This window comes from Pseudomonas sp. B14-6, assembly GCF_013260315.1.
Classification (GTDB): domain Bacteria; phylum Pseudomonadota; class Gammaproteobacteria; order Pseudomonadales; family Pseudomonadaceae; genus Aquipseudomonas; species Aquipseudomonas mandelii.
Genome location: NZ_CP053929.1, coordinates 73,348 through 97,418 on the forward strand (window position 1 = coordinate 73,348; position 24,071 = coordinate 97,418).

The following is a 24,071-nucleotide window of genomic DNA, read 5'->3' on the forward strand; positions in this document are numbered from 1 at the left end:
CGAGTCAGGACTGACCCATGGAATACCTTTTAGAACTTGCTGCAAGCCCCACCGCCTGGGTCGCCCTGGCCACGTTGATCGTCATGGAAATCGTGCTCGGCATCGATAACCTGATCTTCATCTCGATCCTGACCAACAAGCTGCCCGAGCAGCATCGGCAGAAAGCACGCCGCATCGGTATCGGCATGGCGCTGATTCTGCGACTGGGCCTGCTGAGCACTATCGCGTTCATCGTCCAGTTGACCGAGCCTGTGATCGATATTCTCGGCCATGCGTTCTCCTGGAAGGACATGATCCTGATCGCCGGTGGCCTGTTCCTGTTGTGGAAGGCGACTACCGAGATCCATCACAGCATGGACCCGGCCCCGGATGATCCGATGTCGGCGACCTCGACCGTGACCCTGGGCTTTGCTGCCGCGATCGGTCAGATCCTGATGCTGGACATGGTGTTTTCCATCGACAGCATCATTACCGCTGTGGGCATGACCGAGCATTTGCCGATCATGATCATCGCCGTAGTGGTGTCGGTGCTGGTGATGTTGCTGGCGGCTGATCCTCTGGCCAAGTTCATCAACGACAACCCGACCGTGGTGATGCTGGCGCTGGGCTTCCTGATCATGATCGGTATGACACTGATCGCTGAAGGTTTCGGGGCTCACGTGCCTAAAGGCTACGTCTATGCGGCCATGGCTTTCTCGGCGACCATCGAGGGCTTGAACATGATGTCGCGTCGGGCCAAGCAGAAGAAAATAGCGGCTGAAGCTTAACCCGCGGAAAAACGAAACGGCCGCCTGCGCTCGAAAGAGCCCAGGCGGCCGTTTTTGTTGGCGAATCCGAAGGATCAGTGCGCGGTCGCGTGGTGGACCGGTGGTTTATCGGTCTTCGCCAAAGGCGCCGATTGAACGGGGTGGTGATGGTGCCGACGGGTAATCCGCAAAACGCCCCACAGCATGGCGGCGGCCACGGCCAGCCAGCCGGAAATCAACATCACGATTGTCATTGTCAGGCTCATCAGTGCCTCCTCTTTGCCCTGCATCGGGCACACACTCTTTGCAAATGACAGTCTAGTCGCTGCTGTGTTTCAGGCTATTGACCAAAGGTCGGCTGTCATCAACCAGTTCGCTCTATCGAATGCACTCAACTGTAGGTTAAGGCTATACCGCCGCCGCGTGGCGTCCTATGATCGACGGCCAAGCCGGGAGCGTATTGACTGGCGTCTGAACAAGAGAGTGATGATCGTGCGGGTATTTTCTCGAATTCGAGCGGCGGCGCTGATTGTCGGCTGCGTTGCAGGTTTGGCCGGATGCGCAGGGAGTGTGGCGCCGGAGATCAAGCGGTTGCCCGAGCGGGTAGAACTCAGCGGCACGTTCTACCGTGGCCAGGACTATCAGAGCGGACCACAGGTATTGGCCAGCATGCTGGCACAGCAGGGCATCGTGATTACGCCCGGGTTGCTGCAAAAACCCCTGCACTTGCCCGGCGCCGAAGCACAACTGCAACAGAATATGCAAAACCTGGCGCGTGAGTACGGGATGGTGGTGTATCCCCTCGACAGCCAATTGCCGGCACTGTTGACCCAGGTCGCGGCCGGTTATCCGGTGATGGTGCGCTTCACTGAAGGCTCGGCGCTCTGGGCTGAGCCGCGTTATGCCATTCTCGCCGGATACAATCGCCAGAAGCAGACGGTGTTGTTGCGTGCCGGGATGAATCGCCGGAACTTGATGAGCTTCAGTTCGTTTGAGTCCTCTTTCAAGGATGCCGGCGGCTGGGCCGTATTGATTCAGAAACCCAATCAGATCCCTGCCAACGTTGATCAGCAGCGCTGGCTGAAGGCGGCGAGCGATCTTGGCCAGGCCGGTCAGGAACAGGCTGCTGCCCGCGCGAAGAAGGCGTTGACCGCACAATAAGCTTCCGTTCGTCATGTGCCCGGCACCGTCGGGCATGCCTGGCCTCTAAAGGACAAGACCCGGTTTCTCCGGGCCAGATCCCAGGAGGCGCCCCATGGCACATTCCAATACCCCCGACGGCCCGCATTCATCCGAACATTCTTCGGGCGACGAATTGGGATTCGACCCCGATTCGCCGGACCTCGCCGATCCTCAGGTCGATCCCATCGGCCCCGCCAAGGCGCCGAGGGATGTAAAGCCGGGCGACAATCCCAAGGCTCCGGCGAAGCCTTACGACCCACTCGCTGATCTGAAACCCTAACCCTTGGTGAGGTGCGTATGTCTACTGATTCGAGTTTCAACGACAAACGTCCGGACAGTGTTCCAACGACCCCTGAAGAGGGTGTTGATCCGGTGATGGATCCGAACGATCCGTTAAGGGATCCGTTGGCCCGTCCGATGGTGGTCCCGACGGAGCATCCCCATGGCATGAAAGATCCAAGCGCCGGGGATGGCATTCCGGATGACGATCAGATGCCGCTGCCCAACGATTAACGCCAGACGAAAAAAAGCCCCGAATGATCGGGGCTTTGTTTTTTCTGTCGCTGACTTATTTCGAGGCTTCAACCACACCGCTCTGGCGGTGCTTGAGGTTCTTGTCCGACTTGTACTGCAAGGCTACCGACGGCACGTCTGCGCCTTTGCCGGTTTCCACCCAGCTGCGGATGCGGGCGGCATCGGCAAAATGCGTGTACTTGCCGAAGGCGTCGAGAATCACCAGCGCCACCTGGCGATTGCCCATGCTGGTCACCAACACCAGGCAGTGACCGGCTTCGTTGGTGAACCCGGTTTTGGTCAGTTTGATGTCCCAGTTTGGCTTGCGGACCAAATGGTCGGTGTTACGGAAACCCAGGCTGTAGTTGGGTTTGCGGAAGGTGACGGTTTTTTCTTTGGTGGTGCTCAACTCGGTCAATAACGGGTATTTGTGTGCGGCGATCAGCAATTTGCTCAGGTCGCGGGCAGTAGAGACGTTGCGCGGGGAGAGGCCCGTCGGCTCGACGAAGTGGGTGCTGGTCATGCCCAGCGCCTTTGCCTTGGCGTTCATCGCGGCAATGAATGCGACGTAGCCACCCGGATAGTGATGAGCCAGGCTCGCCGCTGCACGGTTTTCCGAGGACATCAGGGCGATCAGCAGCATTTCCCTGCGCGGCAATTCGCTTTTGAGTTTGACCCGGGAAAACACGCCTTTCATTTCTGGCGTGTCGCTGATGTTGATATTGATGTACTCGTCCATGTTCTGCCTGGCTTCGACCACAACCAGACCGGTCATCAATTTGCTGACCGAGGCGATAGGGACAACCACATCGGGGTTGCTGGCATAGATGACTTTGTTGGTCTGCATATCCAGCAGCAAAGAGCTGCCGGAAGCGAGCTTGAGTTGTTTCGTGTCTCGGGGGGCTGCGGTGGTCTCCGCGGCGCTGGCGATTGGCGTGATGAACGTCCCTGTAAATACAAAAAATAGGCTCAGGATGGAAAGACGGATTTTCACGCTGGCGGACTCATAAGGTGTTGATAAGCCGTTATGTAACGGGTTATTTCGTAAAAAGCGCGACATTCTGGAGTATGGCTGAATAACTGTCGATGGTTGTTCAAGGAGGAGGTGAAAGTCCTTGGAAACATGAAAAAAAAAGTCATTTTCCGGCGGATGGTCGATCTTTCACCCCAGGCAAAAAGAACCCCGCCATTGGCGGGGTTCTTTTGTTCATCGCTTATGTCGAAGCAGGCACTCAGCTGTGCAGTGTTTCTGCCGCGTACAGCGTGTTTTCCAGCAGGCAGGCACGCGTCATCGGGCCAACACCGCCCGGTACCGGCGTGATCCAGCCAGCGCGGGGCAGGGCGGTTTCGTAGATCACGTCACCGACCAGTTTGCCGTCTTCCTGGCGGTTGATGCCGACGTCGATCACGATCGCGCCTTCCTTGATCCACTCACCTTTGACCAGGCCCGGTTTGCCGGCGGCGACGACAACCAGGTCGGCACGGCCGACGTGGCCGGCCAGATCCTTGGTGAAGCGGTGGGTGACGGTCACGGTGCAACCGGCGAGCAGCAATTCCATCGCCATCGGACGGCCAACGATGTTGGAGGCTCCGACGACCACCGCGTCCATCCCGTAAAGGTCTACACCGGTGCTTTCCAGCAAGGTCATGATGCCTTTGGGGGTGCACGGACGCAGCAACGGGATGCGCTGGGCCAGGCGGCCGACGTTATAAGGATGGAAGCCGTCGACGTCTTTATCTGGACGAATGCGCTCCAGCAATTTGGAGGCATCCAGGTGCTCAGGTAAAGGAAGCTGAAGCAGAACGCCGTCAATTGCCGGATCGTCGTTCAGGCGATCGATCAGGTCGGTCAGTGCTTCTTGAGTGGTTTCGGAAGGCAGGTCGTAGGCTTGGGAAATGAAGCCGACCTCTTCACAGTCTTTACGCTTGTGCGAGACATAAACCTGAGAGGCGGGATCGCTGCCGACCAGGATCACCGCGAGGCCCGGGGTACGCAGGCCTTGCTCGCGACGCTCGGTGACTCGTTTGGCGATCTGCTGGCGCAGGCTGGCGGCGATCGATTTGCCGTCGATTAGTTGTGCAGTCATTGCGCGTGATTAACCATCGAGAGGGGAAAAAAAGAGAACACATTCTCGCATGTCATGAGGTGAGGGCAAAGGCGCTTGGTCTGCAAATTCCTCTAAGCCCTTTAATTAAATGAATTTTTTATAAAAAGCATTTGACGGCCTTCGGGGCGCTCTATACTATTCGTCGCACTTGTCGGGCACAGCCTAGCACTGGATGAGAAGGTCAAGCGGAATTACGGTTCTGCGAGACTGGAAAGCTCTTAGTTTGTAGTCCTCCAAGAGTACAGATTAATAAGGCGCCCGTAGCTCAGCTGGATAGAGCATCCGCCTTCTAAGCGGATGGTCGCAGGTTCGAGTCCTGCCGGGTGCGCCATTAGGCAGCTTTGGCACAAGTAGCGCGATATGGTGGGCGTAGCTCAGTTGGTAGAGCACGGGATTGTGACTCCCGTTGTCGAGGGTTCGATCCCCTTCGTCCACCCCATATTTCAAAAGGCGCCAGATTAACAGTCTGGCGCCTTTGCTTTAACAGCTTCAAACGCGGATGTGGTGGAATTGGTAGACACACTGGATTTAGGTTCCAGCGCCGCAAGGTGTAAGAGTTCGAGTCTCTTCATCCGCACCAAATAAAGCTTCACTCAAGCCGGTTGGCCTGGTTGGGGCGCAGCAAGGGAGTTGATTGGCTTCTTTGCAAGGCAATATGGTGGGCGTAGCTCAGTTGGTAGAGCACGGGATTGTGACTCCCGTTGTCGAGGGTTCGATCCCCTTCGTCCACCCCATATTTCGAGAGGCGCCAGATTTAACAGTCTGGCGCCTTTTTTGTTTTAGCGGTTCGAGTGTCAAGCGGCTGCATGTCCTGGGTCGCAGGGGTGGGGTGTTTCGTCGTATTTATGTTTCTCGATGATGCCGCGCCGCCCGCCGGCTTGCTCGCAAGACCGGCTGTCAGGGAGATGATTGGCAACTTCTTCTATATATAGAAGGATTGGTGCAGAGCCCTGGCGTGACTGGCTGTATTTGCTAACAGGGCGAGGCACAACCGTTTGTCCCCGCCTATAAATTGCCTGCTGCTTTTTTACCCGTTTTCAGTAGGGTGACTTCTTGAGTTTGACCCACTAGAATGCATGCCCTTGATTCTGGGGTCGGAAACGGCCGGCTAACGTCTGTGCAACGAGGAATATCCATGCAAGTTTCTGTTGAAAATACTTCTGCTCTTGAGCGCCGCATGAGCATCACCGTGCCGGCTGAGCGCATCGAGACTCAGGTCAACAAGCGTCTGCAGCAGACTGCCCAAAAGGCCAAGATTGCTGGCTTCCGTCCAGGCAAAGTGCCAATGAGCGAAATCAAGCGCCGTTTCGGTGCTGATGCGCGTCAGGAAGCTGTAGGCGATGTGATCCAGTCTTCGTTCTACGAAGCTGTTGTCGAGCAAAAGCTGAACCCGGCTGGTGCTCCTTCGATCGAGCCTAAATCGATGGAAGCTGGCAAAGATCTGGAATACGTTGCAGTTTTCGAAGTGTTCCCTGAGTTCACCGTTGCTGGCTTCGACGGCATCACCGTAGAGCGCCTGAGCGCTGACGTGGCTGACGCCGATCTGGACAAGATGCTGGACGTGCTGCGCAAGCAGAACACCCGTTTCGAAGTGGCTGAGCGCGCCGCTCAGAACGAAGACCAACTGAACATCGATTTCGTTGGCAAGGTTGACGGTGAAGTGTTCGCTGGCGGTTCTGCCAAGGGTACTCAGCTGGTGCTGGGTTCCGGCCGCATGATCCCTGGTTTCGAAGACGGCCTGGTTGGCGCTAAAGCCGGCGAAGAGCGCGTGCTGAACTTGACCTTCCCAGAGGACTATCAGAACCTCGACCTGGCTGGCAAAACCGCTGAGTTCACCGTGACCGTGAATACTGTTTCCGAGCCGAAACTGCCAGAACTGAACGAAGAATTCTTCGCTCAATTCGGCATCAAGGAAACGGGCCTGGAAGGCTTCCGCACCGAAGTTCGCAAGAACATGGAGCGTGAACTGCGTCAGGCGATCAAATCCAAGGTCAAGAATCAGGTAATGGACGGTCTGCTGGCCACCAACCCGATCGAAGTGCCTAAGGCGCTGCTGTCCAACGAAGTTGACCGTCTGCGCGTGCAGGCTGTTCAGCAGTTCGGCGGCAACATCAAGCCTGACCAACTGCCGGCCGAGCTGTTCGAAGAACAAGCCAAGCGCCGTGTTGTTCTGGGTCTGATCGTGGCTGAAGTGGTCAAGCAATTCGACCTCAAGCCTGACGAAGCCCGCGTTCGTGAAATGATTCAGGAAATGGCTTCGGCCTACCAAGAGCCTGAGCAGGTTGTGTCCTGGTACTACAAGAACGACCAGCAACTGAACGAAGTTCGTTCGGTTGTGCTGGAAGAACAAGTTGTGGATACTGTTCTGCAGAAAGCTAGCGTGACCGACAAATCGGTCTCTTACGAAGAAGCAGTCAAGCCGGTAGAAGCTCCACAAGCCGACTGATCGTTTTTGCGGTAAGAAGCACACACCATAAGCCAGCCTTCGTGCTGGCTTATGCGTATTCAAGACATAACTATTTGGGAGTGACTGCAGAGCATGTTCCGTAATTCGTATATTCAGCAGAACTCTGATATCCAGGCCGCTGGCGGCCTGGTCCCGATGGTTGTCGAGCAGTCTGCTCGTGGCGAGCGCGCCTATGACATCTACTCGCGCCTTCTCAAGGAACGAGTGATTTTTCTGGTTGGCCCGGTAGAGGACTACATGGCCAACCTGATTTGTGCGCAATTGCTGTTCCTTGAAGCGGAAAACCCGGACAAGGACATCCATCTCTATATCAACTCCCCGGGCGGTTCGGTGACAGCGGGCATGTCGATCTATGACACCATGCAGTTCATCAAACCCAATGTATCGACCACCTGTATTGGTCAGGCCTGCAGCATGGGCGCCTTCCTTTTGACGGCCGGTGCCGCCGGCAAGCGTTATTGCCTGCCGAATTCGCGCGTGATGATTCACCAGCCACTGGGCGGTTTCCAAGGCCAGGCTTCGGATATCGAAATCCATGCCAAGGAAATTCTCTTCATTCGTGAGCGTCTCAACACGCTGATGGCCAAGCACAGCGGCCACACACTTGAAGAAATCGAGCGCGATACCAACCGCGATAACTTCATGAGTGCAGAAGCCGCGCGTGAGTACGGGTTGATCGATGAAGTGATCAACCAGCGCCCCGCTTAAATTAAGCAGCTCAAAATAGGGTGGGTCGGCTGGTCCGATCACCGGCGGGCTTGAAAAAGCCCGCAATAGCCTTCATCTTGTGTTGCAAGCCTATCGGATTTGGATCGAACGAATGACTGACACCCGCAACGGCGAGGACAACGGCAAGCTGCTCTATTGCTCCTTCTGTGGCAAAAGCCAGCATGAAGTACGCAAATTGATTGCCGGCCCCTCGGTCTTTATCTGCGACGAGTGCGTCGACCTGTGCAATGACATCATCCGAGAGGAGGTGCAGGAAGCCCAGGCCGAAAGCAGCGCGCATAAATTGCCTTCGCCTAAAGAAATCAGCGGCATCCTTGATCAGTACGTGATTGGTCAGGAGCGTGCGAAAAAGGTTCTGGCCGTAGCGGTGTACAACCACTACAAGCGTCTGAACCAGCGCGACAAAAAGAATGACGACGTCGAACTTGGCAAAAGCAACATCTTGCTGATCGGCCCGACAGGCTCGGGTAAAACCCTGCTTGCCGAAACACTGGCCCGCTTGCTGAACGTTCCGTTCACCATCGCCGATGCAACCACCCTCACCGAGGCGGGTTACGTGGGTGAAGATGTCGAGAACATCATTCAGAAGCTGCTGCAGAAGTGCGATTACGACGTGGAAAAAGCCCAGATGGGCATTGTCTACATCGACGAAATCGACAAGATCTCGCGCAAGTCTGACAACCCGTCGATCACCCGGGACGTTTCCGGTGAAGGCGTGCAGCAGGCCCTGCTCAAGTTGATCGAAGGCACGGTCGCTTCCGTTCCGCCGCAAGGTGGTCGCAAGCATCCGCAGCAGGAATTCCTTCAGGTCGACACCCGTAACATCCTGTTCATCTGCGGTGGTGCGTTCTCCGGTCTGGAAAAGGTTATTCAAAACCGTTCCACCAAGGGCGGCATCGGTTTCAACGCGGAAGTTCGCAGCAAGGAAGAAGGCAAGAAGGTGGGTGAATCCCTGCGTGAAGTCGAGCCTGACGATCTGGTCAAGTTCGGTCTGATCCCGGAGTTCGTCGGTCGTCTGCCGGTCCTTGCCACGCTGGACGAGCTTGATGAGGCTGCGTTAATGCAGATTCTCACCGAGCCGAAAAATGCTTTGACCAAGCAGTATGCCAAGCTGTTCGAGATGGAAGGTGTAGACCTGGAATTCCGGACCGACGCACTGAAATCGGTCGCCAAACGTGCTCTGGAACGCAAGACCGGTGCCCGTGGACTGCGTTCGATTCTCGAAGGTGTATTGCTCGACACTATGTATGAAATCCCCTCGCAGTCCGAGGTGAGTAAAGTAGTGATCGACGAAAGCGTTATAGAAGGCAAGTCCAAGCCACTGTATATCTACGAAAACAGTGAGCCGGCTGCCAAGGCTGCGCCAGACGCTTAAGCGTCCGGCAGCTGGAACAAAGAAGGGGCCTTCGGGCCCCTTTTCTTTTAAAGCGTTTTTAACACCCTCTTTGCGCTTGTTTTTTTTCAAAGCAGCCCCCATCTTGGTTTCAAGCTTACTTCCATCTGTTTACGGCCATATGGCCGCCGTAGAGGCGAAATCATGAAGACAACCATCGAATTGCCTCTCCTGCCATTGCGTGATGTTGTGGTTTATCCGCACATGGTTATCCCGCTGTTCGTGGGGCGCGAGAAATCCATCGAAGCCCTCGAGGCTGCGATGACGGGCGACAAGCAGATTCTTCTGCTGGCTCAGAGAAACCCTGCTGACGACGATCCCGGTGAAGATGCACTTTATCGCGTAGGCACCATTGCGACCGTTCTGCAGCTGCTCAAGCTGCCTGACGGCACGGTCAAGGTTCTGGTCGAAGGCGAGCAGCGGGGCGCCGTGGAGCGCTTCAGCGAAGTGGACGGCCACTGCCGTGCCGAAGTCTCGCTGATCGACGAAGTCGACGCGCCTGAGCGCGAGTCGGAAGTGTTCGTCCGCAGCCTTTTGGCTCAGTTCGAACAATATGTGCAGCTGGGCAAGAAAGTCCCGGCTGAAGTCCTCTCGTCGCTCAACAGCATCGACGAGCCGGGTCGCCTGGTCGACACCATGGCCGCTCACATGGCCCTGAAGATCGAGCAGAAGCAGGAAATCCTCGAAATCATCGATTTGTCGGCCCGGGTCGAGCACGTTCTGGCGTTGCTGGATGCCGAGATCGACCTGCTGCAAGTCGAAAAACGCATTCGCGGTCGCGTCAAGAAACAAATGGAGCGCAGCCAGCGCGAGTACTACCTGAATGAGCAGATGAAGGCCATTCAGAAAGAGCTCGGCGACAGCGACGAAGGCCACAACGAAATCGAAGAGCTGAAAAAGCGCATCGATGCCGCGGGCCTGCCGAAAGATGCCTTGGCCAAGGCCCAGGGTGAACTGAACAAGTTGAAACAAATGTCGCCAATGTCCGCGGAAGCGACCGTGGTGCGTTCGTACATCGACTGGCTGGTTCAGGTGCCGTGGAAGGCCCAGAGCAAAGTGCGCCTGGACCTTGCGCGCGCAGAAGACATTCTTGATGCAGACCACTACGGTCTGGAAGAAGTCAAAGAGCGGATCCTTGAATACCTCGCCGTGCAAAAGCGCGTGAAGAAAATTCGTGGTCCGGTGTTGTGCCTGGTCGGTCCTCCAGGGGTGGGTAAAACCTCTCTGGCAGAGTCGATCGCTCACGCCACCAACCGCAAATTTGTCCGTATGGCCCTCGGTGGCGTGCGTGACGAAGCGGAAATTCGTGGTCATCGCCGGACTTACATCGGTTCGATGCCAGGAAGATTGATTCAAAAGATGACGAAGGTGGGCGTCCGCAACCCGCTGTTCCTGCTCGATGAAATCGACAAAATGGGCAGCGACATGCGTGGCGATCCGGCGTCGGCGTTGCTGGAAGTGCTCGATCCGGAGCAGAACCACAACTTCAACGATCACTATCTGGAAGTCGACTACGACTTGTCCGATGTGATGTTCCTGTGCACCTCGAACTCCATGAATATTCCGCCGGCGCTGCTCGACCGGATGGAAGTGATTCGTCTGCCTGGCTACACCGAAGACGAAAAGATCAACATCGCCGTCAAATACCTCTCGCCCAAGCAGATTACTGCCAACGGCTTGAAGAAAGGCGAGCTGGAATTCGACGCCGAAGCGATCCGCGACATCATCCGCTACTACACCCGCGAAGCCGGTGTGCGTGGGCTGGAACGCCAGATTGCGAAGGTTTGCCGCAAGGCGGTCAAAGAGCACGCACTGGAAAAACGCTTCTCGGTGAAGGTCACTGCCGAGATGCTGGAACACTTCCTGGGTGTGCGCAAATTCCGCTACGGTCTGGCTGAGTCGCAGGATCAGATCGGTCAGGTCACCGGTCTGGCATGGACTCAGGTCGGTGGTGAATTGCTGACCATCGAAGCTGCTGTCGTGCCGGGTAAAGGCCAGCTGATCAAGACCGGTTCGCTGGGCGATGTGATGGTCGAATCGATCACGGCCGCGCTGACCGTTGTGCGCAGCCGTGCGAAGAGCCTGGGGATTCCCCTGGACTTCCACGAGAAGCGCGACACGCACATCCACATGCCGGAAGGGGCGACCCCGAAAGACGGCCCTAGCGCCGGCGTAGGCATGTGCACGGCCCTGGTGTCGGCATTGACCGGGATTCCAGTACGTGCGGATGTTGCCATGACAGGCGAAATCACCTTGCGTGGCCAGGTGTTGGCGATTGGCGGATTGAAGGAAAAACTGCTGGCTGCTCACCGTGGCGGGATCAAGACCGTGATCATTCCTGAAGAGAACGTGCGCGATCTGAAGGAAATTCCTGACAATATCAAGCAAGATCTGCAGATTAAACCGGTTAAATGGATTGACGAGGTCCTGCAAATTGCGCTGCAATACGCGCCGGAGCCGCTGCCAGATGTGGTTCCAGAGATAGTTGCAAAGGATGAAAAACGCGAGTCTGACTCTAAGGAAAGAATTAGCACGCATTAGTACGCATTTGCCTGAGTGGCTTGTTGACAGCTTTTTAGAGCCCTTGTTATAAAGCGGCTCTTAAGTGTCTGTAGGCCATTCAGCACTCGTTTTTGCTTTCACCAAAAAACTTAGAATCATACTCAAATAGATATAAGGGGACTTAGAGTGAACAAGTCGGAACTGATTGATGCTATCGCTGCATCCGCTGATATCCCGAAAGCTGCTGCTGGCCGTGCGCTGGACGCTGTAATCGAATCCGTCACTGGCGCTCTCAAGGCTGGCGACTCTGTTGTTCTGGTTGGTTTCGGTACCTTCTCCGTTACCGATCGTCCAGCTCGCATTGGTCGTAACCCACAGACCGGTAAGACGCTGGAAATCGCAGCAGCCAAAAAACCAGGTTTCAAAGCCGGTAAAGCACTGAAAGAAGCTGTCAACTAAGTTCGTTTCAGGTTTTTGCCTATCCGGGTCGGGGTCATGCCTGACCTGGCAGCGGAGCGGTAGTCCAGTCGGCAAGTTGCCGGTCCGAGACGCCGAGGGTCGCAAGTTCGAACCCTTGGTCCGCTCCGCCAGTTACGAGAAGGCGCATCCTCGGATGCGCCTTTCTTCTATCCGGATTCTACCCACGCTCCACGGTTGCCTAATTTTGAAGTTCAACCGTTTCTGGGGGACGCATGCTGCAGAATATCAGGGACAATTCACAAGGCTGGATTGCCAAGACCATTATCGGGGTCATCGTTGCACTGATGGCTTTGACCGGTTTCGACGCCATTTTTCAGGCCACCACCAGTCGTAATGATGCGGCCAAGGTTAACGGCGAAGAAATCAGCCAGAACGAGCTGAGCCAGGCGGTCGATATGCAACGCCGTCAGCTGATGCAACAGCTGGGCAAGGATTTCGACGCTTCCTTGCTCGACGAAAAAATGCTGCGCGAATCGGCTCTCAAAGGCTTGATCGACCGCAAACTGCTGCTGCAAGGCGCAGAAGAATCGAAATTCGCTTTCTCCGAAGCGGCCTTGGACCAAGTGATCCTGCAAACACCTGAGTTTCAGGTGGATGGCAAGTTCAGTGCTGAGCGCTTCGATCAGGTGATTCGTCAACTGGGCTACAGCCGCATGCAATTCCGCCAGATGCTGGCTCAGGAAATGCTGATCGGTCAGCTGCGCGCTGGCCTGGCGGGTAGCGGTTTCGTCACCGACGCACAGGTTCTGGCCTTCGCCCGTCTGGAAAAACAGACCCGCGATTTCGCTTCCCTGAACGTCAAGGTTGACCCGGCAGCGGTGAAGCTGACCGACGATGAGGTCAAGGCCTACTACGACGAACATGCCAAGGAATTCATGACGCCGGATCAGGTTGTCATCGATTACCTGGAATTGAAGAAGTCTTCCTTCTTCGATCAGGTCAGCGTCAAGGACGAAGACCTGCAAGCGGCGTATCAGAAAGAAATCGCGAACCTGTCCGAGCAACGCCGGGCTGCGCACATTCTGATCGAAGTGAACGATAAAGTGACCGAGGCGCAAGCCAAGGCCAAGATCGAAGACATTCAGGCGCGTCTGGCCAAAGGCGAGAAATTCGAGGCGCTGGCCAAGGAATTCTCCCAGGACCCGGGTTCGGCGAACAACGGCGGTGACCTGGGCTACGCAGGCCCTGGCGTATACGACCCTGCATTTGAAACCGCGCTGTATGCTCTGGCCAAGGATCAAGTGTCGGCACCGATTCGCACTGACTTCGGTTTCCACCTGATCAAACTGTTGGGCGTTGAAGCACCGGAAGTGCCGACGCTGGCCAGCCTTAAAGACAAGCTGACCCGTGAGCTGAAAACCCAGCAGGTCGAGCAGCGTTTTGTCGAGGCGACCAAGCAACTGGAAGACTCTTCGTTCGAGTCCTCCGATCTGGCCCAGCCGGCGCAAGACCTGAAGCTGACTGTCCACACCTCCAAGCCGTTTGGCCGCGAGGGTGGCGAAGGTGTGGCGGCTAACCGTGCCGTGATCACCGCGGCGTTCAGTCCTGAAGTGCTGGATGAAGGTGCCAACAGCACCGCCATCGAGCTGGACCCGGAAACCGTGATCGTGCTGCGCGCCAAGGAACACTTGAAGCCTGCGCAACTGCCGCTGGAAAGCGTCAATGCCAGCATTCGTGCGCAGTTGGCCAAGGAGCACGCCAGTGCTGCCGCCAAGACCAAGGCTGATGAGTTGATCGCCAGCCTGCGCGATGGCAAGACTCCGCTGGACAAGGCGATTGACGGTCAGAACTGGAAAGTGACTGAAGCGGCAACTCGCGCTCAGGAAGGGATTGACCCAACCGTGCTGCAAGCGCTGTTCCGCATGCCAAAACCTGTCGCCAAGGACAAGCCGACCTACAGCAGCGTGACCCTGACGGATGGTAGTCTCGTGATCGTGCGCCTGAACGGCGTGAACGAAGCCGCCGCGCCGACCGAAGAAGAGAAGGCCCAGTACCGTCGCTTCCTCGCCTCGCGCATTGGCCAGCAGGACTTTGCGGCCTACCGCAAACAGCTGGAAAGCCAGGCCGAGATCAAGCGTTTCTGATGCTTGACTGAGTTGCCCGTTCCACAAAGACCCCGGCCGAAAGGCCGGGGTTTTTTATGTGTGCGATCCAGGCCGCGACTTCCGAGGGGCCCTTCGGTCACTCAGACGGGACTTTTTCCCATAGCTGACAGTCAGTAGCCTTGTAAATGTTTTAAGACACTAATCGATGCTCCGCTAAGCATCGATCTGTTGCACAATACGCCCCGGACCGTTTCCCTCAGGATGTTCAATGTTTAAATCAATTCCCATGCGTGTTGCCGGGCTGGCGTTGTTGCTGGCCGCCGCTGCCGGCTGCTCGTCGAAGAAAGCCCCCATCTACGAGCATGAGAACTTCGATGACTCCGGGACGTTTTCGCGCAATTACCCGGTGACGGATGCGCAGACCTGCGAAGCCGCCCGTCGGGCGTTGCTGAGCCAGGGCTATATCATCACCAGCGCCGACCCGAAGCTGGTCAGCGGACACAAAAGCTTCCAGCAGACCGGCGAGACCCACATGGAGATCAGCTTCAGTGTGGTGTGTGCCGATGATGGCAGTGAGGGCCATCATGCGACCATGTTCGCCAACGCCCTGCAGGACCGTTATGCGCTGAAGAAAACCAATAACTCGGCCAGTGTGGGCGTGGGTGTGTTGGGTTCGGTGTCGATGCCGATCGGTTCCTCCGACGATTCGATGGTCAAGGTTGCCAGCGAAACCGTCTCGTCGGCCAAGTTCTACGAGCGTTTCTTTGCGCTGGTGGAGTTGTTCCTGCCGCCGGAAGCGAAAAAGGCTGCACACATCCCCGAGAAACCCAAGACCGACCTGGGCATGCCGGAAGCCAAGGCTGCTCCGGCGCCTTTGGCCCCAACGCCGGCCCCTGCTGCGGAGCCAGCGCCAGTGCCTGCGGTTGAACCTGCTCCAGCCCCCGCGGCCTCGGAACCCGTCGCACCACCGCCTGAAACAGCGCCGATCACCCCGGTTGAAAACCCGGAGCCGGTTCCGTCCCCGGAAACCGTTACGCCACCGCCGCAATCCAGCCTGCCGCCACCGAGCGAGCCTATTTCAGCCATGCCGGCTGCCAGCCAGTAATCGATGTACATTTCGGGATCGTGTCAGATGGCACCGTTCCCGAAATGGCTGTTAGTTTGATCCGCGTCAACCAGGCTGCAGTCCTACAGCCTTTATCGAAAAAATCCTGTGATAAATTCCTGACCGCCTGCTACGTTTTATAAGTAGCCGCTGAGCGGTGCGCCCGCGTCATTTTTCTTTCACGCGGGCACTTTATGCTCGGGGCGTTGGTCATTTATTCAGGCATTTTTAAACGAGCGGTAGGGGGATTTCACAATGGACGATTATCAAGAAGAGCTGCTCGAGTATCAGGCATTTGAACTGGACCCATTGGAGCCAGCAGAAGACGCTACAGAGCTTTGAGCATCACGCGGATTGGCGATGGCTGCGGCGAAACTCGCCGGGTGTCTGGCCGTTCCAGCGTTTGAAGGCGCGTTGGAAAGCTTCGGCTGAGGCAAAACCCAGCAGGTAGGCGATTTCACCGAACGCCAGTTCCGTGTCGCGAATGTAGGTCATGGCCAGGTCGCGGCGCGTGTCATTGAGAATGGCGCGAAATTGCGTGCCTTCCTCGGCGAGTTTGCGACGCAAGGTCCAGGTCGGCAGCTTCAGGCGTGCCGCCACTTCTTCCAGGTCGGGTTCCCGGCCACCATTGAGCAATGGCCCCAGCAACTGAGTGATGCGTTCACGCAGGCTGCGGGTGCGTGTCAGTTGCTCCAGTTCCCGCTCACAGAGTTGCAGCAAGTGTCGCCAGGTACTCGGGCAGTGCTCCGGGTTGCGCTGGGCGAGGCTGGCCAGGCTCAGGCGCAGTTGATTCTGTTCTGCACCAAACTGAATCGGACAATCGCCCAGCGCGGCATATGCTTCACGATAATCCGGTTCGGCAAACTCAATCTCGATCCGTTCGGCGCGAAGCGGGGCAGGGCTCACGCTGGACAATTGCTGCAACCACCCGGCGATGATCGAATCCACCACGAAGCGGTTGTAGGCGTTGTAGGGACTGATGGAATAGAACCGCAGCCACGCGCCCTGAGCGTCTTCATGAAAGCTCGATTGACCACGGTAGTTGGAGCCATACAGGGCTTCAAAACGAATCAGGCAGCGCGCCGCTTCGCGAACCGTCGGCGCCTGGGCGGCGGTGACTCCGGCCAGGCCGGCCTGACTCAGACGACTGAGCTGGCCCATGCGCAAACCCAGCGCCGGGTTATCGGTCAGTTGAATGGCTCCGTGGCCCAGGCGCATGTAGCGCGGGATCGACAGCCGGGCCCCCGCTTCGGCCAGGCGCGCGGCATCGAGGCCGTATTGCTCAAGTAACGGTTGCGGGTCCACACCGTGGCTGCGCACGGCGTCGGCCAGGCTGTGAACAAAGCCCACCGACAGATCCCCAAGGCGCATCGGCAGCGGTTTCATGGGTTACAACCAGAGGTTCAGCAAACGCGCGCCACGGGCGTTGCCGTCGGCGAACTGCTGCCCGTTGTTGCTGAGAAAACTTTGACCCGCGCTGCCCTTGTCCCAGAATTGACCGCGCAGGAACACGCTCATGCCGGCAATGGCCCGGCTGCTGGGCGGCTGGCCGGTCAATGTCAGACGATGCCAGGCCTGGCCTTCACTGAGTTCACCGGCCTTGAGGCTGACCGAGCTGGGCGTCGACAGCCCCTTGTAACCCCGCCACGGTTTGTCCCAGGTGTCGCGGCCAACGACATACGCCGGAACAGCCACCAAATGGGCGCCCTGAGCGTCGAGTTTGCGGTAGTTATCCGGGTACCAGCTGTCGCTGCCGATCAGTACGCCCAAGCGTCCAGCCGGTGTGTCGACAACGTTGAGCGTATGCTCGCCATTGGCCTGGATGACGTCATGGTCAGCAAAGACCGGATGCATCTGGCGTTGCGGCTGGCCGATCGGCACACCGTCGCGACCGAACACCACGCTGCTGTTGTACAACGCACCGCGGCCGACTTTCAGTGTTCCGTCGATGATGCTCGGTTCGGGCAGCACGATAGTGCCGGCCACCAGGGTCACGTTGAACGCCTTCGCCAGCCCCCCGAACAGTGCCTGATAATCCTTGGCCATGCTTTTGGCCTTCATTCGCAAGTGAGCGTCATCGAGACGACTGTCGCCCTTGGCGCTGATCAACGCACGGACGAACTGCACAGGATTGCTCACCGCCAGCCAGTTCATGGCTTCCTCAAGTGTGGTCGCCTGGTACAGCTCATCTTTCTCGCCGCTGACCATCAGCCAGGTGCCGATATGTTCGGGCAGCACGACGATGGTCTTTTCATTGAGCAAGCCCTGGTCCTGGGCCTGCTGCAAATAGGCGGCGAGCTTGCGGTGCAGGCGTTCGGGGCTTTGATAGTCGGTGGGAAACAGCTCGGGCTGGATACCCAGCAGATTGCCGCGATCGGCGGGTGTGCCTTGATCGACCGCGAGTTGGATGCGCAGGTCCGACAGGTAATGACCCACCGGACGGTCCGCGGCCCACATGGCGTAGGTCGTGAGGGCGGCAATCAATGCCATGGAGAAAGTCAGGTACAGAAGTTTGCGCATGGAAAACAGTCGACAGCCGTGTGCAGGGTTCGCGACTAGGGTAGGGCCCATGCCGACGCTTGCCAAGGGGCGCTGCACATTTGGATCAATAAGTTGTCAGTTTCGGTCATTGAGTGACGGGGGCGCGACTCTTAGTCTGTCCAACATGACTGACGGGGGCCGAAGAGCTCCTGCATTTTTTCCGTGATCGCTCGATGTGGAGTTACAAATGGCCGCCGCTCATTACCCGCACCTGTTGGCCCCGCTGGACCTGGGTTTCACCACGCTGCGCAACCGTACCCTGATGGGTTCGATGCACACCGGTCTTGAGGAAAAGCCTGGTGGTTTCGAACGCATGGCGGCGTACTTCGCCGAGCGTGCTCGCGGCGGTGTCGGGCTGATGGTCACCGGCGGCATTGGTCCGAACGATGAGGGCGGGGTGTATTCCGGCGCGGCCAAACTGACCACCGAGGAAGAAGCGCTCAAGCACCAGATCGTGACCCGTGCAGTGCACGAGGCGGGCGGCAAGATCTGCATGCAGATCCTCCACGCCGGTCGTTATGCCTACAGCCCGAAACAGGTCGCGCCGAGTGCCATTCAGGCGCCGATCAACCCGTTCAAGCCTAAAGAGCTGGACGAGGAAGGTATCGAGAAGCAGATCAGCGATTTCGTCACGTGCTCGACACTGGCGCAAAAAGCCGAGTACGACGGCGTCGAGATCATGGGTTCGGAAGGTTATTTCATTAACCAGTTCCTCGCCGCCCACACCAACCACCGCACCGACCGTTGGGGGGCAGCTACGAAAACCGTATGCGCCTGCCGGTGGAAATCGTCCGCCGTGTACGCGAAGCGGTCGGCCCGAACTTCATCATCATCTTCCGCCTGTCGATGCTTGACCTGGTGGAAGGCGGCAGCAGCTGGGAAGAGATCGTGACCCTGGCCAAAGCCATCGAGCAGGCTGGCGCGACCATCATCAACACCGGCATCGGCTGGCACGAAGCGCGGATTCCGACCATCGCCACCAAAGTGCCGCGTGCGGCGTTCAGCAAAGTCACGGCCAAGCTGCGTGGTTCGGTGAGCATTCCGTTGATCACCACCAACCGCATCAATACGCCAGAAGTGGCCGAGCAGATTCTGGCCGAAGGCGATGCCGACATGGTGTCCATGGCGCGGCCGTTCCTCGCCGACCCGGACTTCGTCAACAAGGCGGCCGCTGGCCGTGGCGACGAAATCAACACCTGCATCGGTTGCAACCAGGCATGCCTGGATCATACCTTCGGCGGCAAGTTGACCAGCTGCCTGGTGAACCCCCGTGCTTGCCATGAAACCGAGCTTAACTACCTGCCGGTGCAGCAGATCAAGAAAATCGCCGTGGTGGGTGCCGGTCCTGCGGGCCTGTCTGCGGCCACTGTGGCGGCCGAGCGTGGGCACTCGGTGACGCTGTTTGATTCGGCCAGCGAGATTGGTGGTCAGTTCAACATTGCCAAGCGTGTGCCGGGCAAGGAAGAGTTCTTCGAAACCCTGCGCTATTTCAATCGCAAACTGCAAACTACCAACGTCGAGGTGTGCCTGAACACCCGTGTCGACGTGGCGAAACTGGTTGAGGGCGGTTACGACGAAATCATCCTGGCCACCGGCATCGCCCCAAGAACCCCGGCGATTCCCGGCGTTGAAAACGCCAAGGTGCTGAGCTACCTGGACGTGATTCTCGAGCGTAAACCGGTGGGCAAGCGTGTCGCGGTAATTGGCGCAGGCGGTATCGGTTTCGACGTGTCGGAATTCCTGGTTCACCAAGGCGTTTCCACCAGTCTGGACCGCGATGCGTTCTGGAAGGAGTGGGGCATCGACACGCATCTTGAAGCGCGCGGCGGTGTTGCCGGCATCAAGGCTGAACCCCATGCGCCGGCTCGCGAGGTGTTCCTGCTGCAACGCAAGAAATCCAAAGTCGGCGACGGCCTGGGCAAAACCACTGGCTGGATTCATCGCACCGGTCTGAAGAACAAGCAGGTGCAGATGCTCAACAGCGTCGAATACTTGAAGATTGATGATGAAGGCCTGCACATCCGCATCGGCGAAACCGGTGAGCCGCAGGTGCTGCCGGTGGACAACATCGTGATCTGCGCCGGGCAGGATCCGCTGCGTGAATTGCAGGAGGGGCTGGTGGCTGCCGGGCAGAACGTGCATTTGATTGGTGGCGCGGACGTGGCGGCGGAGTTGGATGCCAAGCGCGCGATCAATCAGGGTTCGCGGTTGGCTGCTGAGTTGTAAGCAACTCAATCCCTGTGGCGAGGGAGGTTGCTCCCGTTGGAGTCCGAAGGACTCCCTCTATCAGCGATCGTGGTGTGTCAGGTTAATCACTGTCGCCAGTTTTGCGGCCGCTGCGCAGCAGAGCGGGAGCAAGCTCCCTCGCCACACATTGGCTGCTAAGATGCCGACTCTTCACCCAGAGCCGGCATTGATGCTTCTCCCTCCCAACGACTGGCTACCCCAAGCCCCGCTCCAGCCCCTTGACCTCGACTGGCTCACCACGGCCAGCATCGAAGTCGCCATCCTGCGTCTCGACCGGATCGACCCACTGATCAGCGGCAACAAGTGGTTCAAACTCATCGAACACCTCAACGCCGCTGACCGGATCGGCGCCCAAGGCATCATCAGCCTCGGCGGTGCCCACTCCAATCATCTGCATGCACTGGCAGCTGCCGGCAAACGTTTCGATTTCAAAACGGTCGGCCTGCTGCGCGGTCATCCGCTGGAAACACCGACGGTGAAAGACTTGCAAGCGTTCGGCATGCAGTTGCACTGGTTGGGTTATGGCGGTTATCGAGCGCGGCATGAAGCGGGTTTCTGGCTGCCCTGGCAGGTGCAATATCCCGACCTGTATCCGGTGCCTGAAGGGGGCGGCGGTCTTCGGGGGGCGCGGGGTTGCAGGCAGTTGAAGGCGATGGTCCTCGATCAACTCGGCGACCTGGGCTGGAGCGATTACGACGGTTGGTGGCTGGCTTGCGGAACCGGCACGACCCTGGCCGGCCTGACGCTGGCGGAGGCGGGCGAACACCCGGTGTATGGCGCGCTCGCGGTGCCCGACGATCATGGTGTGGCGCAGCAGGTTGAATCGATTGTCCGAGAGGCGGGTAGTCATGACGTGGCTTACGAACTGTTCGATGCCAGCCGTGGTGGCTTTGCCAAAGTCGATCCTCTGCTGCTCAGTTTCATCGACCAGGCGGAACAGGCTTCGGGAGTTCCCCTCGAACCGCTGTACACCGGCAAGGCGCTGCTGATGCTCAAGCAGCAAGTCGAGGCTGGAACATTTGAAAAGGGCACACGGCTGATCTTCGTCCACACGGGCGGATTGCAGGGCTGCCGGGGGGGCAGCTTGAAAACCTGAAACCCCCTCGCCACAGGGATCAGTGTTTTTCACCCGCGCTTGGGCATCATCCGCAGCAGCGTGTTATCGCGCACCACATAGTGGTGATAAATCCCCGCCGCCGCGTGCAGGCCGATCAGCCAATAGCCGATGGTGCCGCCGAGTTCATGCCATTCCTCGATTTGCTTGGCCAGCGTCTTGTCCTCCGGGATCAGCAGCGGTAGGTCAACGCCATAAAACATCACCTGATGCCCCTTGGCGCTGGTCACCAGCCAACCGAGTATCGGCATCGCGATCATGAAAATGTACAGCGCCCAGTGCATCAGTCTGGCTAGCACGGTCTGCCAGCGGGGCGAGGCCGGGAAGATCTGTGGTGCCGGGCCCAGGCTGCGCGCGAACAACCGCAGCCAAACCAATACGAACACCGTCAAGCCGAGCATGAAGTGCGATTCTGTGATCAGCGTCCGGCCACCGCTGCCTTTGGGAAAGATCCCGCGAAATTCGATACAGGCGTAAACCAGCGCCAGCAGGACCAGCATCAACCAATGCAGCGTGATCGATACAGTGCTGTAGCGTGATTCGGAGTTCTTCCAGGGCATACGGTGTTCCTCACAGTCTGGTCAAAAAGCCCACCGTTCTTGTTCGACGGTGTTTTTTAACTGTAAACCGCTTTGGTCGATTTGCCTGTGGCTGTTTGGGCATTCAATGCTCTGGCTCAAGTGATCGCCCAAAAAAAGCGCCAGTTCCGAAACGGAGCTGGCGCTTTTTTATGAATCAGTAAACGTTATCAACTGCTTTGTGGCATCTCACCCTTGGCCAGACGCTTGTTGATGTCGGCGATCACTTGCGGCAAGTCGGTGATGGTATCGATCATGTAGTGCGGCCGCGAACCTTCGAACATCGCGTGGATGCGTTTGCGTTCACTCTCGAGTTGCTCGATGCCCAAGGCGCGGAAACCTTTGTAATCCAGCCCCAGCGCGTTACCGGAGCAGATCAGCGCCACGGTCCACATGCCGGCGCGACGTCCTTCGAGAATACCCGGCACGGTGTCATCGATCTTCACGCAGGCCGCGACGTCGTCGATGCCCAGCGCAATCACGTTGGCCAAGGCCTGTGCCGGCCATGGACGGCCGTTAGGCACTTCGTCGGTGGCGACCACGTGATCGGCCACGTAACCGTTGGTGGCGGCCAGTTCGACCACCTTGTCCATGACCTGTTTCGGGTAGCCGGAGCAGGAGCCGATCTTGATCCCTTGCTGACGCAGGTTGGCGATGGTGTCGAGTGCACCCGGAATCAGCGCCGAGTGCTCGGCGATTTTCTCGATCTGCAGCGGCATGAAACGCTTGTAGATGGCGGTGACATCATCGTCGGTCGGGGTGCGGCCGAACACGGCGCGATAACGCTCGGCAACTTCCGGCTGATCACACAGGGTGCGAATGTGGTCCCACTTGCCCATGCCCATCGGCCCGCGGGCTTCTTCGATGGAGACCTGGACGTCGAACTCGGCGAAGGCTTCGACAAAAATCTGCGTCGGCGCGAACGAGCCGAAGTCGACCACGGTGCCGGCCCAGTCAAGGATGGCGGCCTGGAGTTTGGTTGGGTTGTTGTAGTTCATGTGTTGTGTCCCTTGTAGGAGCGAGGCTTGCCCGCGAAGAACGATAATTCGGTGTGTTCGAAGAACCGCGTCGTCTGCATTCGCGGGCAAGCCTCGCTCCTACAGGATCAGCGGTGTCTGCTCATTCAGATTTCGAGGACTTCCATCTCGCGCAGTACTTCGGCGACCGCCGCTACCGCTGCGTGCATCTCGGCCTGGTTGACGTGTCCGATGCAGCCGACGCGGAAGGTTTCGACCTGGGTCAATTTGCCGGGGTAGAGGATGAAACCCTTGGCCTTGACGCGTTCGTAGAACTCCTTGAACTGATAGCGCGGGTCTTTCGGCGCGTGGAACGTGACAATGATCGGGGCCTGGATCGCGGCGGGCAGGAAGCTGCGCAAGCCGAGTTTGGCCATGTCATCGAGCAGCACCTGGCAGTTGTTGGCATAGCGCTGATGCCGCGCCGGCAAACCACCTTCTTCGTTGTATTGCAGCAAGGCTTCGTGCAGCGCGGCGACCACATGGGTGGGCGGCGTAAAGCGCCATTGGCCGGTCTTGGCCATGTAGGTGTGCTGGTCGAACAAATCCATCGCCAGCGAGTGCGAATTGCCAGCGGCGTTGGCCAGTGCGTCTTTGCGGGCAAAGACGAAACCCATGCCCGGCACGCCTTCCAGGCATTTGCCCGAGGCGGCGATCAGCGCGTCGAACGGCACTTGTTGCGCATCGATTGGCAGCGCGCCAAAGGAGCTCATGGCGTCGATGATCAGGCGTTTGCCGTGTTGCGCAATGACGTGGGCAATCTCCGGCAGCGGATTGAGGATGCCGGTGCTGGTTTCGCAGTGAATCAGCGCAACGTGGGTAATGCTGGCATCGGCGTGCAGCAGACGGTCGACGTCGGCGGCGGTGGTCGGTTCGTCTTCGGCGGTTTCGAAGGTGCTGAAGGAGCGCCCGAGCACTTCGCAGATTTTCGCCAGGCGTTTGCCGTAGGCGCCGTTGATCAGCACCAGCACTTTGCCGTCACGAGGCACCAGCGTGCCGATGGCCGCTTCGACCGCGAACGTACCGCTGCCTTGCAAGGGCACGCAGTGGTGGCTGTCGCCGCCGTTGATGATTGCCAGCAATTGCTCGCACAGGCTGGCGGTCAGTTGATTGAAGCGGTCATCCCATGAACCCCAGTCGACCATCATCGCCTTACGGGTGCGGGCCGAGGTGGTCAGTGGGCCGGGGGTGAGCAGGATTGGCTCGGCAGTGCTCATTCTTGTGTCCTCGCAAAAGCTCTCTGTGGGATGAAGCTACGGGGCATAAATTGCAATTTCGGGTGCTATCAATCAAATTGTTTGTTGT

At 58.0% G+C, this 24,071-nt stretch carries 19 protein-coding genes, 4 tRNA genes and 2 pseudogenes; 17 read left to right on the forward strand and 8 right to left on the reverse strand.

The window, feature by feature from the left end; translation table 11 throughout:
- Window positions 1-17 precede the first annotated feature (17 nt).
- Window positions 18-767: a TerC family protein gene (locus HP062_RS00285; RefSeq protein WP_010458689.1), complete on the forward strand. Its 750-nt coding sequence runs from the start codon at window positions 18-20 to the stop codon at window positions 765-767.
- 74 nt (window positions 768-841) lie between these two features.
- On the opposite strand, the gene HP062_RS00290 is transcribed toward HP062_RS00285, so the two are convergent.
- On the reverse strand, window positions 842-1,012 hold the full coding sequence (locus HP062_RS00290; RefSeq protein WP_178082292.1) for a hypothetical protein: 171 nt from the start codon (window positions 1,010-1,012) through the stop codon (window positions 842-844).
- A 167-nt stretch (window positions 1,013-1,179) separates the two neighbouring features.
- Between HP062_RS00290 and HP062_RS00295 the strand changes: the two are divergent.
- The 3 genes and pseudogenes from HP062_RS00295 to HP062_RS00305 all read left to right on the forward strand — a co-directional run bounded on the left by HP062_RS00295 (window position 1,180) and on the right by HP062_RS00305 (window position 2,441).
- Window positions 1,180-1,907: pseudogene (locus tag HP062_RS00295) on the forward strand (peptidase C39 family protein).
- Between the two features lie 94 nt (window positions 1,908-2,001).
- A complete protein-coding gene (locus tag HP062_RS00300; RefSeq protein WP_010458694.1) occupies window positions 2,002-2,208 on the forward strand; it encodes a DUF6021 family protein in 207 nt (68 codons plus the stop codon).
- Window positions 2,209-2,225: 17 nt separating this feature from the next.
- Window positions 2,226-2,441, forward strand: coding sequence for a hypothetical protein (locus HP062_RS00305; protein WP_010458697.1), 216 nt, complete (start codon window positions 2,226-2,228; stop codon window positions 2,439-2,441).
- A 55-nt stretch (window positions 2,442-2,496) separates the two neighbouring features.
- On the opposite strand, the gene pbpG is transcribed toward HP062_RS00305, so the two are convergent.
- Together pbpG and folD are read right to left on the reverse strand one after the other, a co-directional pair.
- On the reverse strand, window positions 2,497-3,435 hold the full coding sequence (pbpG, locus tag HP062_RS00310; protein WP_010458699.1) for a D-alanyl-D-alanine endopeptidase: 939 nt from the start codon (window positions 3,433-3,435) through the stop codon (window positions 2,497-2,499).
- 238 nt (window positions 3,436-3,673) lie between these two features.
- Complete coding sequence (gene folD / locus HP062_RS00315; RefSeq protein ID WP_010458702.1) at window positions 3,674-4,528, reverse strand: bifunctional methylenetetrahydrofolate dehydrogenase/methenyltetrahydrofolate cyclohydrolase FolD; 855 nt, start codon at window positions 4,526-4,528, stop codon at window positions 3,674-3,676.
- Between the two features lie 275 nt (window positions 4,529-4,803).
- On the opposite strand from folD, the gene HP062_RS00320 reads away from it, so the two are divergent.
- From HP062_RS00320 to HP062_RS00370, 11 genes are all read left to right on the forward strand, one after another.
- Window positions 4,804-4,880, forward strand: a tRNA-Arg gene (locus tag HP062_RS00320).
- Between the two features lie 32 nt (window positions 4,881-4,912).
- Window positions 4,913-4,988, forward strand: a tRNA-His gene (locus tag HP062_RS00325).
- Between the two features lie 56 nt (window positions 4,989-5,044).
- Window positions 5,045-5,129 (forward strand) — tRNA-Leu (locus tag HP062_RS00330).
- A 78-nt stretch (window positions 5,130-5,207) separates the two neighbouring features.
- Window positions 5,208-5,283 (forward strand) — tRNA-His (locus tag HP062_RS00335).
- Between the two features lie 401 nt (window positions 5,284-5,684).
- Window positions 5,685-6,995 carry a trigger factor gene (gene tig, locus HP062_RS00340; RefSeq protein WP_010458704.1) on the forward strand — a complete coding sequence of 437 codons (1,311 nt, stop codon included), beginning with the start codon at window positions 5,685-5,687 and terminating at the stop codon, window positions 6,993-6,995.
- Window positions 6,996-7,088: 93 nt separating this feature from the next.
- Window positions 7,089-7,724, forward strand: coding sequence for an ATP-dependent Clp endopeptidase proteolytic subunit ClpP (gene clpP / locus HP062_RS00345; protein ID WP_010458706.1), 636 nt, complete (start codon window positions 7,089-7,091; stop codon window positions 7,722-7,724).
- A 112-nt stretch (window positions 7,725-7,836) separates the two neighbouring features.
- Entirely contained in the window at window positions 7,837-9,120 is a 1,284-nt protein-coding gene (gene clpX, locus HP062_RS00350; protein WP_046032565.1) for an ATP-dependent Clp protease ATP-binding subunit ClpX, read from the forward strand.
- A 162-nt stretch (window positions 9,121-9,282) separates the two neighbouring features.
- Window positions 9,283-11,679: an endopeptidase La gene (lon, locus tag HP062_RS00355; RefSeq protein ID WP_010458711.1), complete on the forward strand. Its 2,397-nt coding sequence runs from the start codon at window positions 9,283-9,285 to the stop codon at window positions 11,677-11,679.
- A gap of 147 nt (window positions 11,680-11,826) precedes the next feature.
- A complete protein-coding gene (locus tag HP062_RS00360; protein WP_002552737.1) occupies window positions 11,827-12,099 on the forward strand; it encodes an HU family DNA-binding protein in 273 nt (90 codons plus the stop codon).
- Between the two features lie 233 nt (window positions 12,100-12,332).
- Window positions 12,333-14,204 carry a SurA N-terminal domain-containing protein gene (locus tag HP062_RS00365; protein ID WP_083377196.1) on the forward strand — a complete coding sequence of 624 codons (1,872 nt, stop codon included), beginning with the start codon at window positions 12,333-12,335 and terminating at the stop codon, window positions 14,202-14,204.
- A gap of 229 nt (window positions 14,205-14,433) precedes the next feature.
- Window positions 14,434-15,270, forward strand: a complete 837-nt coding sequence (locus HP062_RS00370; protein WP_010458715.1) for a DUF2242 domain-containing protein — start codon at window positions 14,434-14,436, stop codon at window positions 15,268-15,270.
- Window positions 15,271-15,615: 345 nt separating this feature from the next.
- Here the strand turns inward: HP062_RS00370 and HP062_RS00375 are convergent, their stop codons facing one another.
- Window positions 15,616-16,656: an AraC family transcriptional regulator gene (locus HP062_RS00375; RefSeq protein WP_010458719.1), complete on the reverse strand. Its 1,041-nt coding sequence runs from the start codon at window positions 16,654-16,656 to the stop codon at window positions 15,616-15,618.
- 3 nt (window positions 16,657-16,659) lie between these two features.
- A complete protein-coding gene (locus HP062_RS00380) occupies window positions 16,660-17,790 on the reverse strand; it encodes a carbon-nitrogen hydrolase family protein (RefSeq protein ID WP_083377195.1) in 1,131 nt (376 codons plus the stop codon).
- Window positions 17,791-17,998: 208 nt separating this feature from the next.
- Here HP062_RS00380 and HP062_RS00385 point away from each other — a divergent pair.
- Window positions 17,999-20,037 (forward strand): annotated as a pseudogene (locus tag HP062_RS00385) (FAD-dependent oxidoreductase).
- 190 nt (window positions 20,038-20,227) lie between these two features.
- The gene (locus tag HP062_RS00390; RefSeq protein WP_010458726.1) at window positions 20,228-21,154 is read left to right on the forward strand and encodes a 1-aminocyclopropane-1-carboxylate deaminase/D-cysteine desulfhydrase; all 927 of its coding nucleotides are present in this window, start codon (window positions 20,228-20,230) and stop codon (window positions 21,152-21,154) included.
- A gap of 29 nt (window positions 21,155-21,183) precedes the next feature.
- Here HP062_RS00390 and HP062_RS00395 read toward each other — a convergent pair whose 3' ends face one another.
- The 3 genes from HP062_RS00395 to HP062_RS00405 all read right to left on the reverse strand — a co-directional run bounded on the left by HP062_RS00395 (window position 21,184) and on the right by HP062_RS00405 (window position 23,983).
- Window positions 21,184-21,732 carry a cytochrome b gene (locus HP062_RS00395; protein ID WP_083377193.1) on the reverse strand — a complete coding sequence of 183 codons (549 nt, stop codon included), beginning with the start codon at window positions 21,730-21,732 and terminating at the stop codon, window positions 21,184-21,186.
- 188 nt (window positions 21,733-21,920) lie between these two features.
- The gene (gene phnX, locus HP062_RS00400) at window positions 21,921-22,748 is read right to left on the reverse strand and encodes a phosphonoacetaldehyde hydrolase (protein WP_172790583.1); all 828 of its coding nucleotides are present in this window, start codon (window positions 22,746-22,748) and stop codon (window positions 21,921-21,923) included.
- Window positions 22,749-22,873: 125 nt separating this feature from the next.
- Window positions 22,874-23,983, reverse strand: a complete 1,110-nt coding sequence (locus HP062_RS00405; protein ID WP_172790584.1) for a 2-aminoethylphosphonate--pyruvate transaminase — start codon at window positions 23,981-23,983, stop codon at window positions 22,874-22,876.
- Between the last annotated feature and the right edge of the window lie 88 nt (window positions 23,984-24,071).

Excerpts from the sequence above, each read along its gene's own strand:
- clpX (WP_046032565.1), top strand. The coding sequence starts at position 7,837 with ATGACTGACACCCGCAACGGCGAGGACAACGGCAAGCTGCTCTATTGC.
- clpP (WP_010458706.1), top strand. The coding sequence starts at position 7,089 with ATGTTCCGTAATTCGTATATTCAGCAGAACTCTGATATCCAGGCCGCT.
- HP062_RS00380 (WP_083377195.1), bottom strand. The coding sequence starts at position 17,790 with ATGCGCAAACTTCTGTACCTGACTTTCTCCATGGCATTGATTGCCGCC.
- lon (WP_010458711.1), top strand. The coding sequence starts at position 9,283 with ATGAAGACAACCATCGAATTGCCTCTCCTGCCATTGCGTGATGTTGTG.
- tig (WP_010458704.1), top strand. The coding sequence starts at position 5,685 with ATGCAAGTTTCTGTTGAAAATACTTCTGCTCTTGAGCGCCGCATGAGC.
- phnX (WP_172790583.1), bottom strand. The coding sequence starts at position 22,748 with ATGAACTACAACAACCCAACCAAACTCCAGGCCGCCATCCTTGACTGG.
- HP062_RS00300 (WP_010458694.1), top strand. The coding sequence starts at position 2,002 with ATGGCACATTCCAATACCCCCGACGGCCCGCATTCATCCGAACATTCT.
- HP062_RS00375 (WP_010458719.1), bottom strand. The coding sequence starts at position 16,656 with ATGAAACCGCTGCCGATGCGCCTTGGGGATCTGTCGGTGGGCTTTGTT.
- HP062_RS00305 (WP_010458697.1), top strand. The coding sequence starts at position 2,226 with ATGTCTACTGATTCGAGTTTCAACGACAAACGTCCGGACAGTGTTCCA.
- HP062_RS00370 (WP_010458715.1), top strand. The coding sequence starts at position 14,434 with ATGTTTAAATCAATTCCCATGCGTGTTGCCGGGCTGGCGTTGTTGCTG.
- folD (WP_010458702.1), bottom strand. The coding sequence starts at position 4,528 with ATGACTGCACAACTAATCGACGGCAAATCGATCGCCGCCAGCCTGCGC.
- HP062_RS00395 (WP_083377193.1), bottom strand. The coding sequence starts at position 21,732 with ATGCCCTGGAAGAACTCCGAATCACGCTACAGCACTGTATCGATCACG.
- HP062_RS00365 (WP_083377196.1), top strand. The coding sequence starts at position 12,333 with ATGCTGCAGAATATCAGGGACAATTCACAAGGCTGGATTGCCAAGACC.
- HP062_RS00285 (WP_010458689.1), top strand. The coding sequence starts at position 18 with ATGGAATACCTTTTAGAACTTGCTGCAAGCCCCACCGCCTGGGTCGCC.
- HP062_RS00290 (WP_178082292.1), bottom strand. The coding sequence starts at position 1,012 with ATGAGCCTGACAATGACAATCGTGATGTTGATTTCCGGCTGGCTGGCC.
- HP062_RS00405 (WP_172790584.1), bottom strand. The coding sequence starts at position 23,983 with ATGAGCACTGCCGAGCCAATCCTGCTCACCCCCGGCCCACTGACCACC.
- HP062_RS00390 (WP_010458726.1), top strand. The coding sequence starts at position 20,228 with ATGCTTCTCCCTCCCAACGACTGGCTACCCCAAGCCCCGCTCCAGCCC.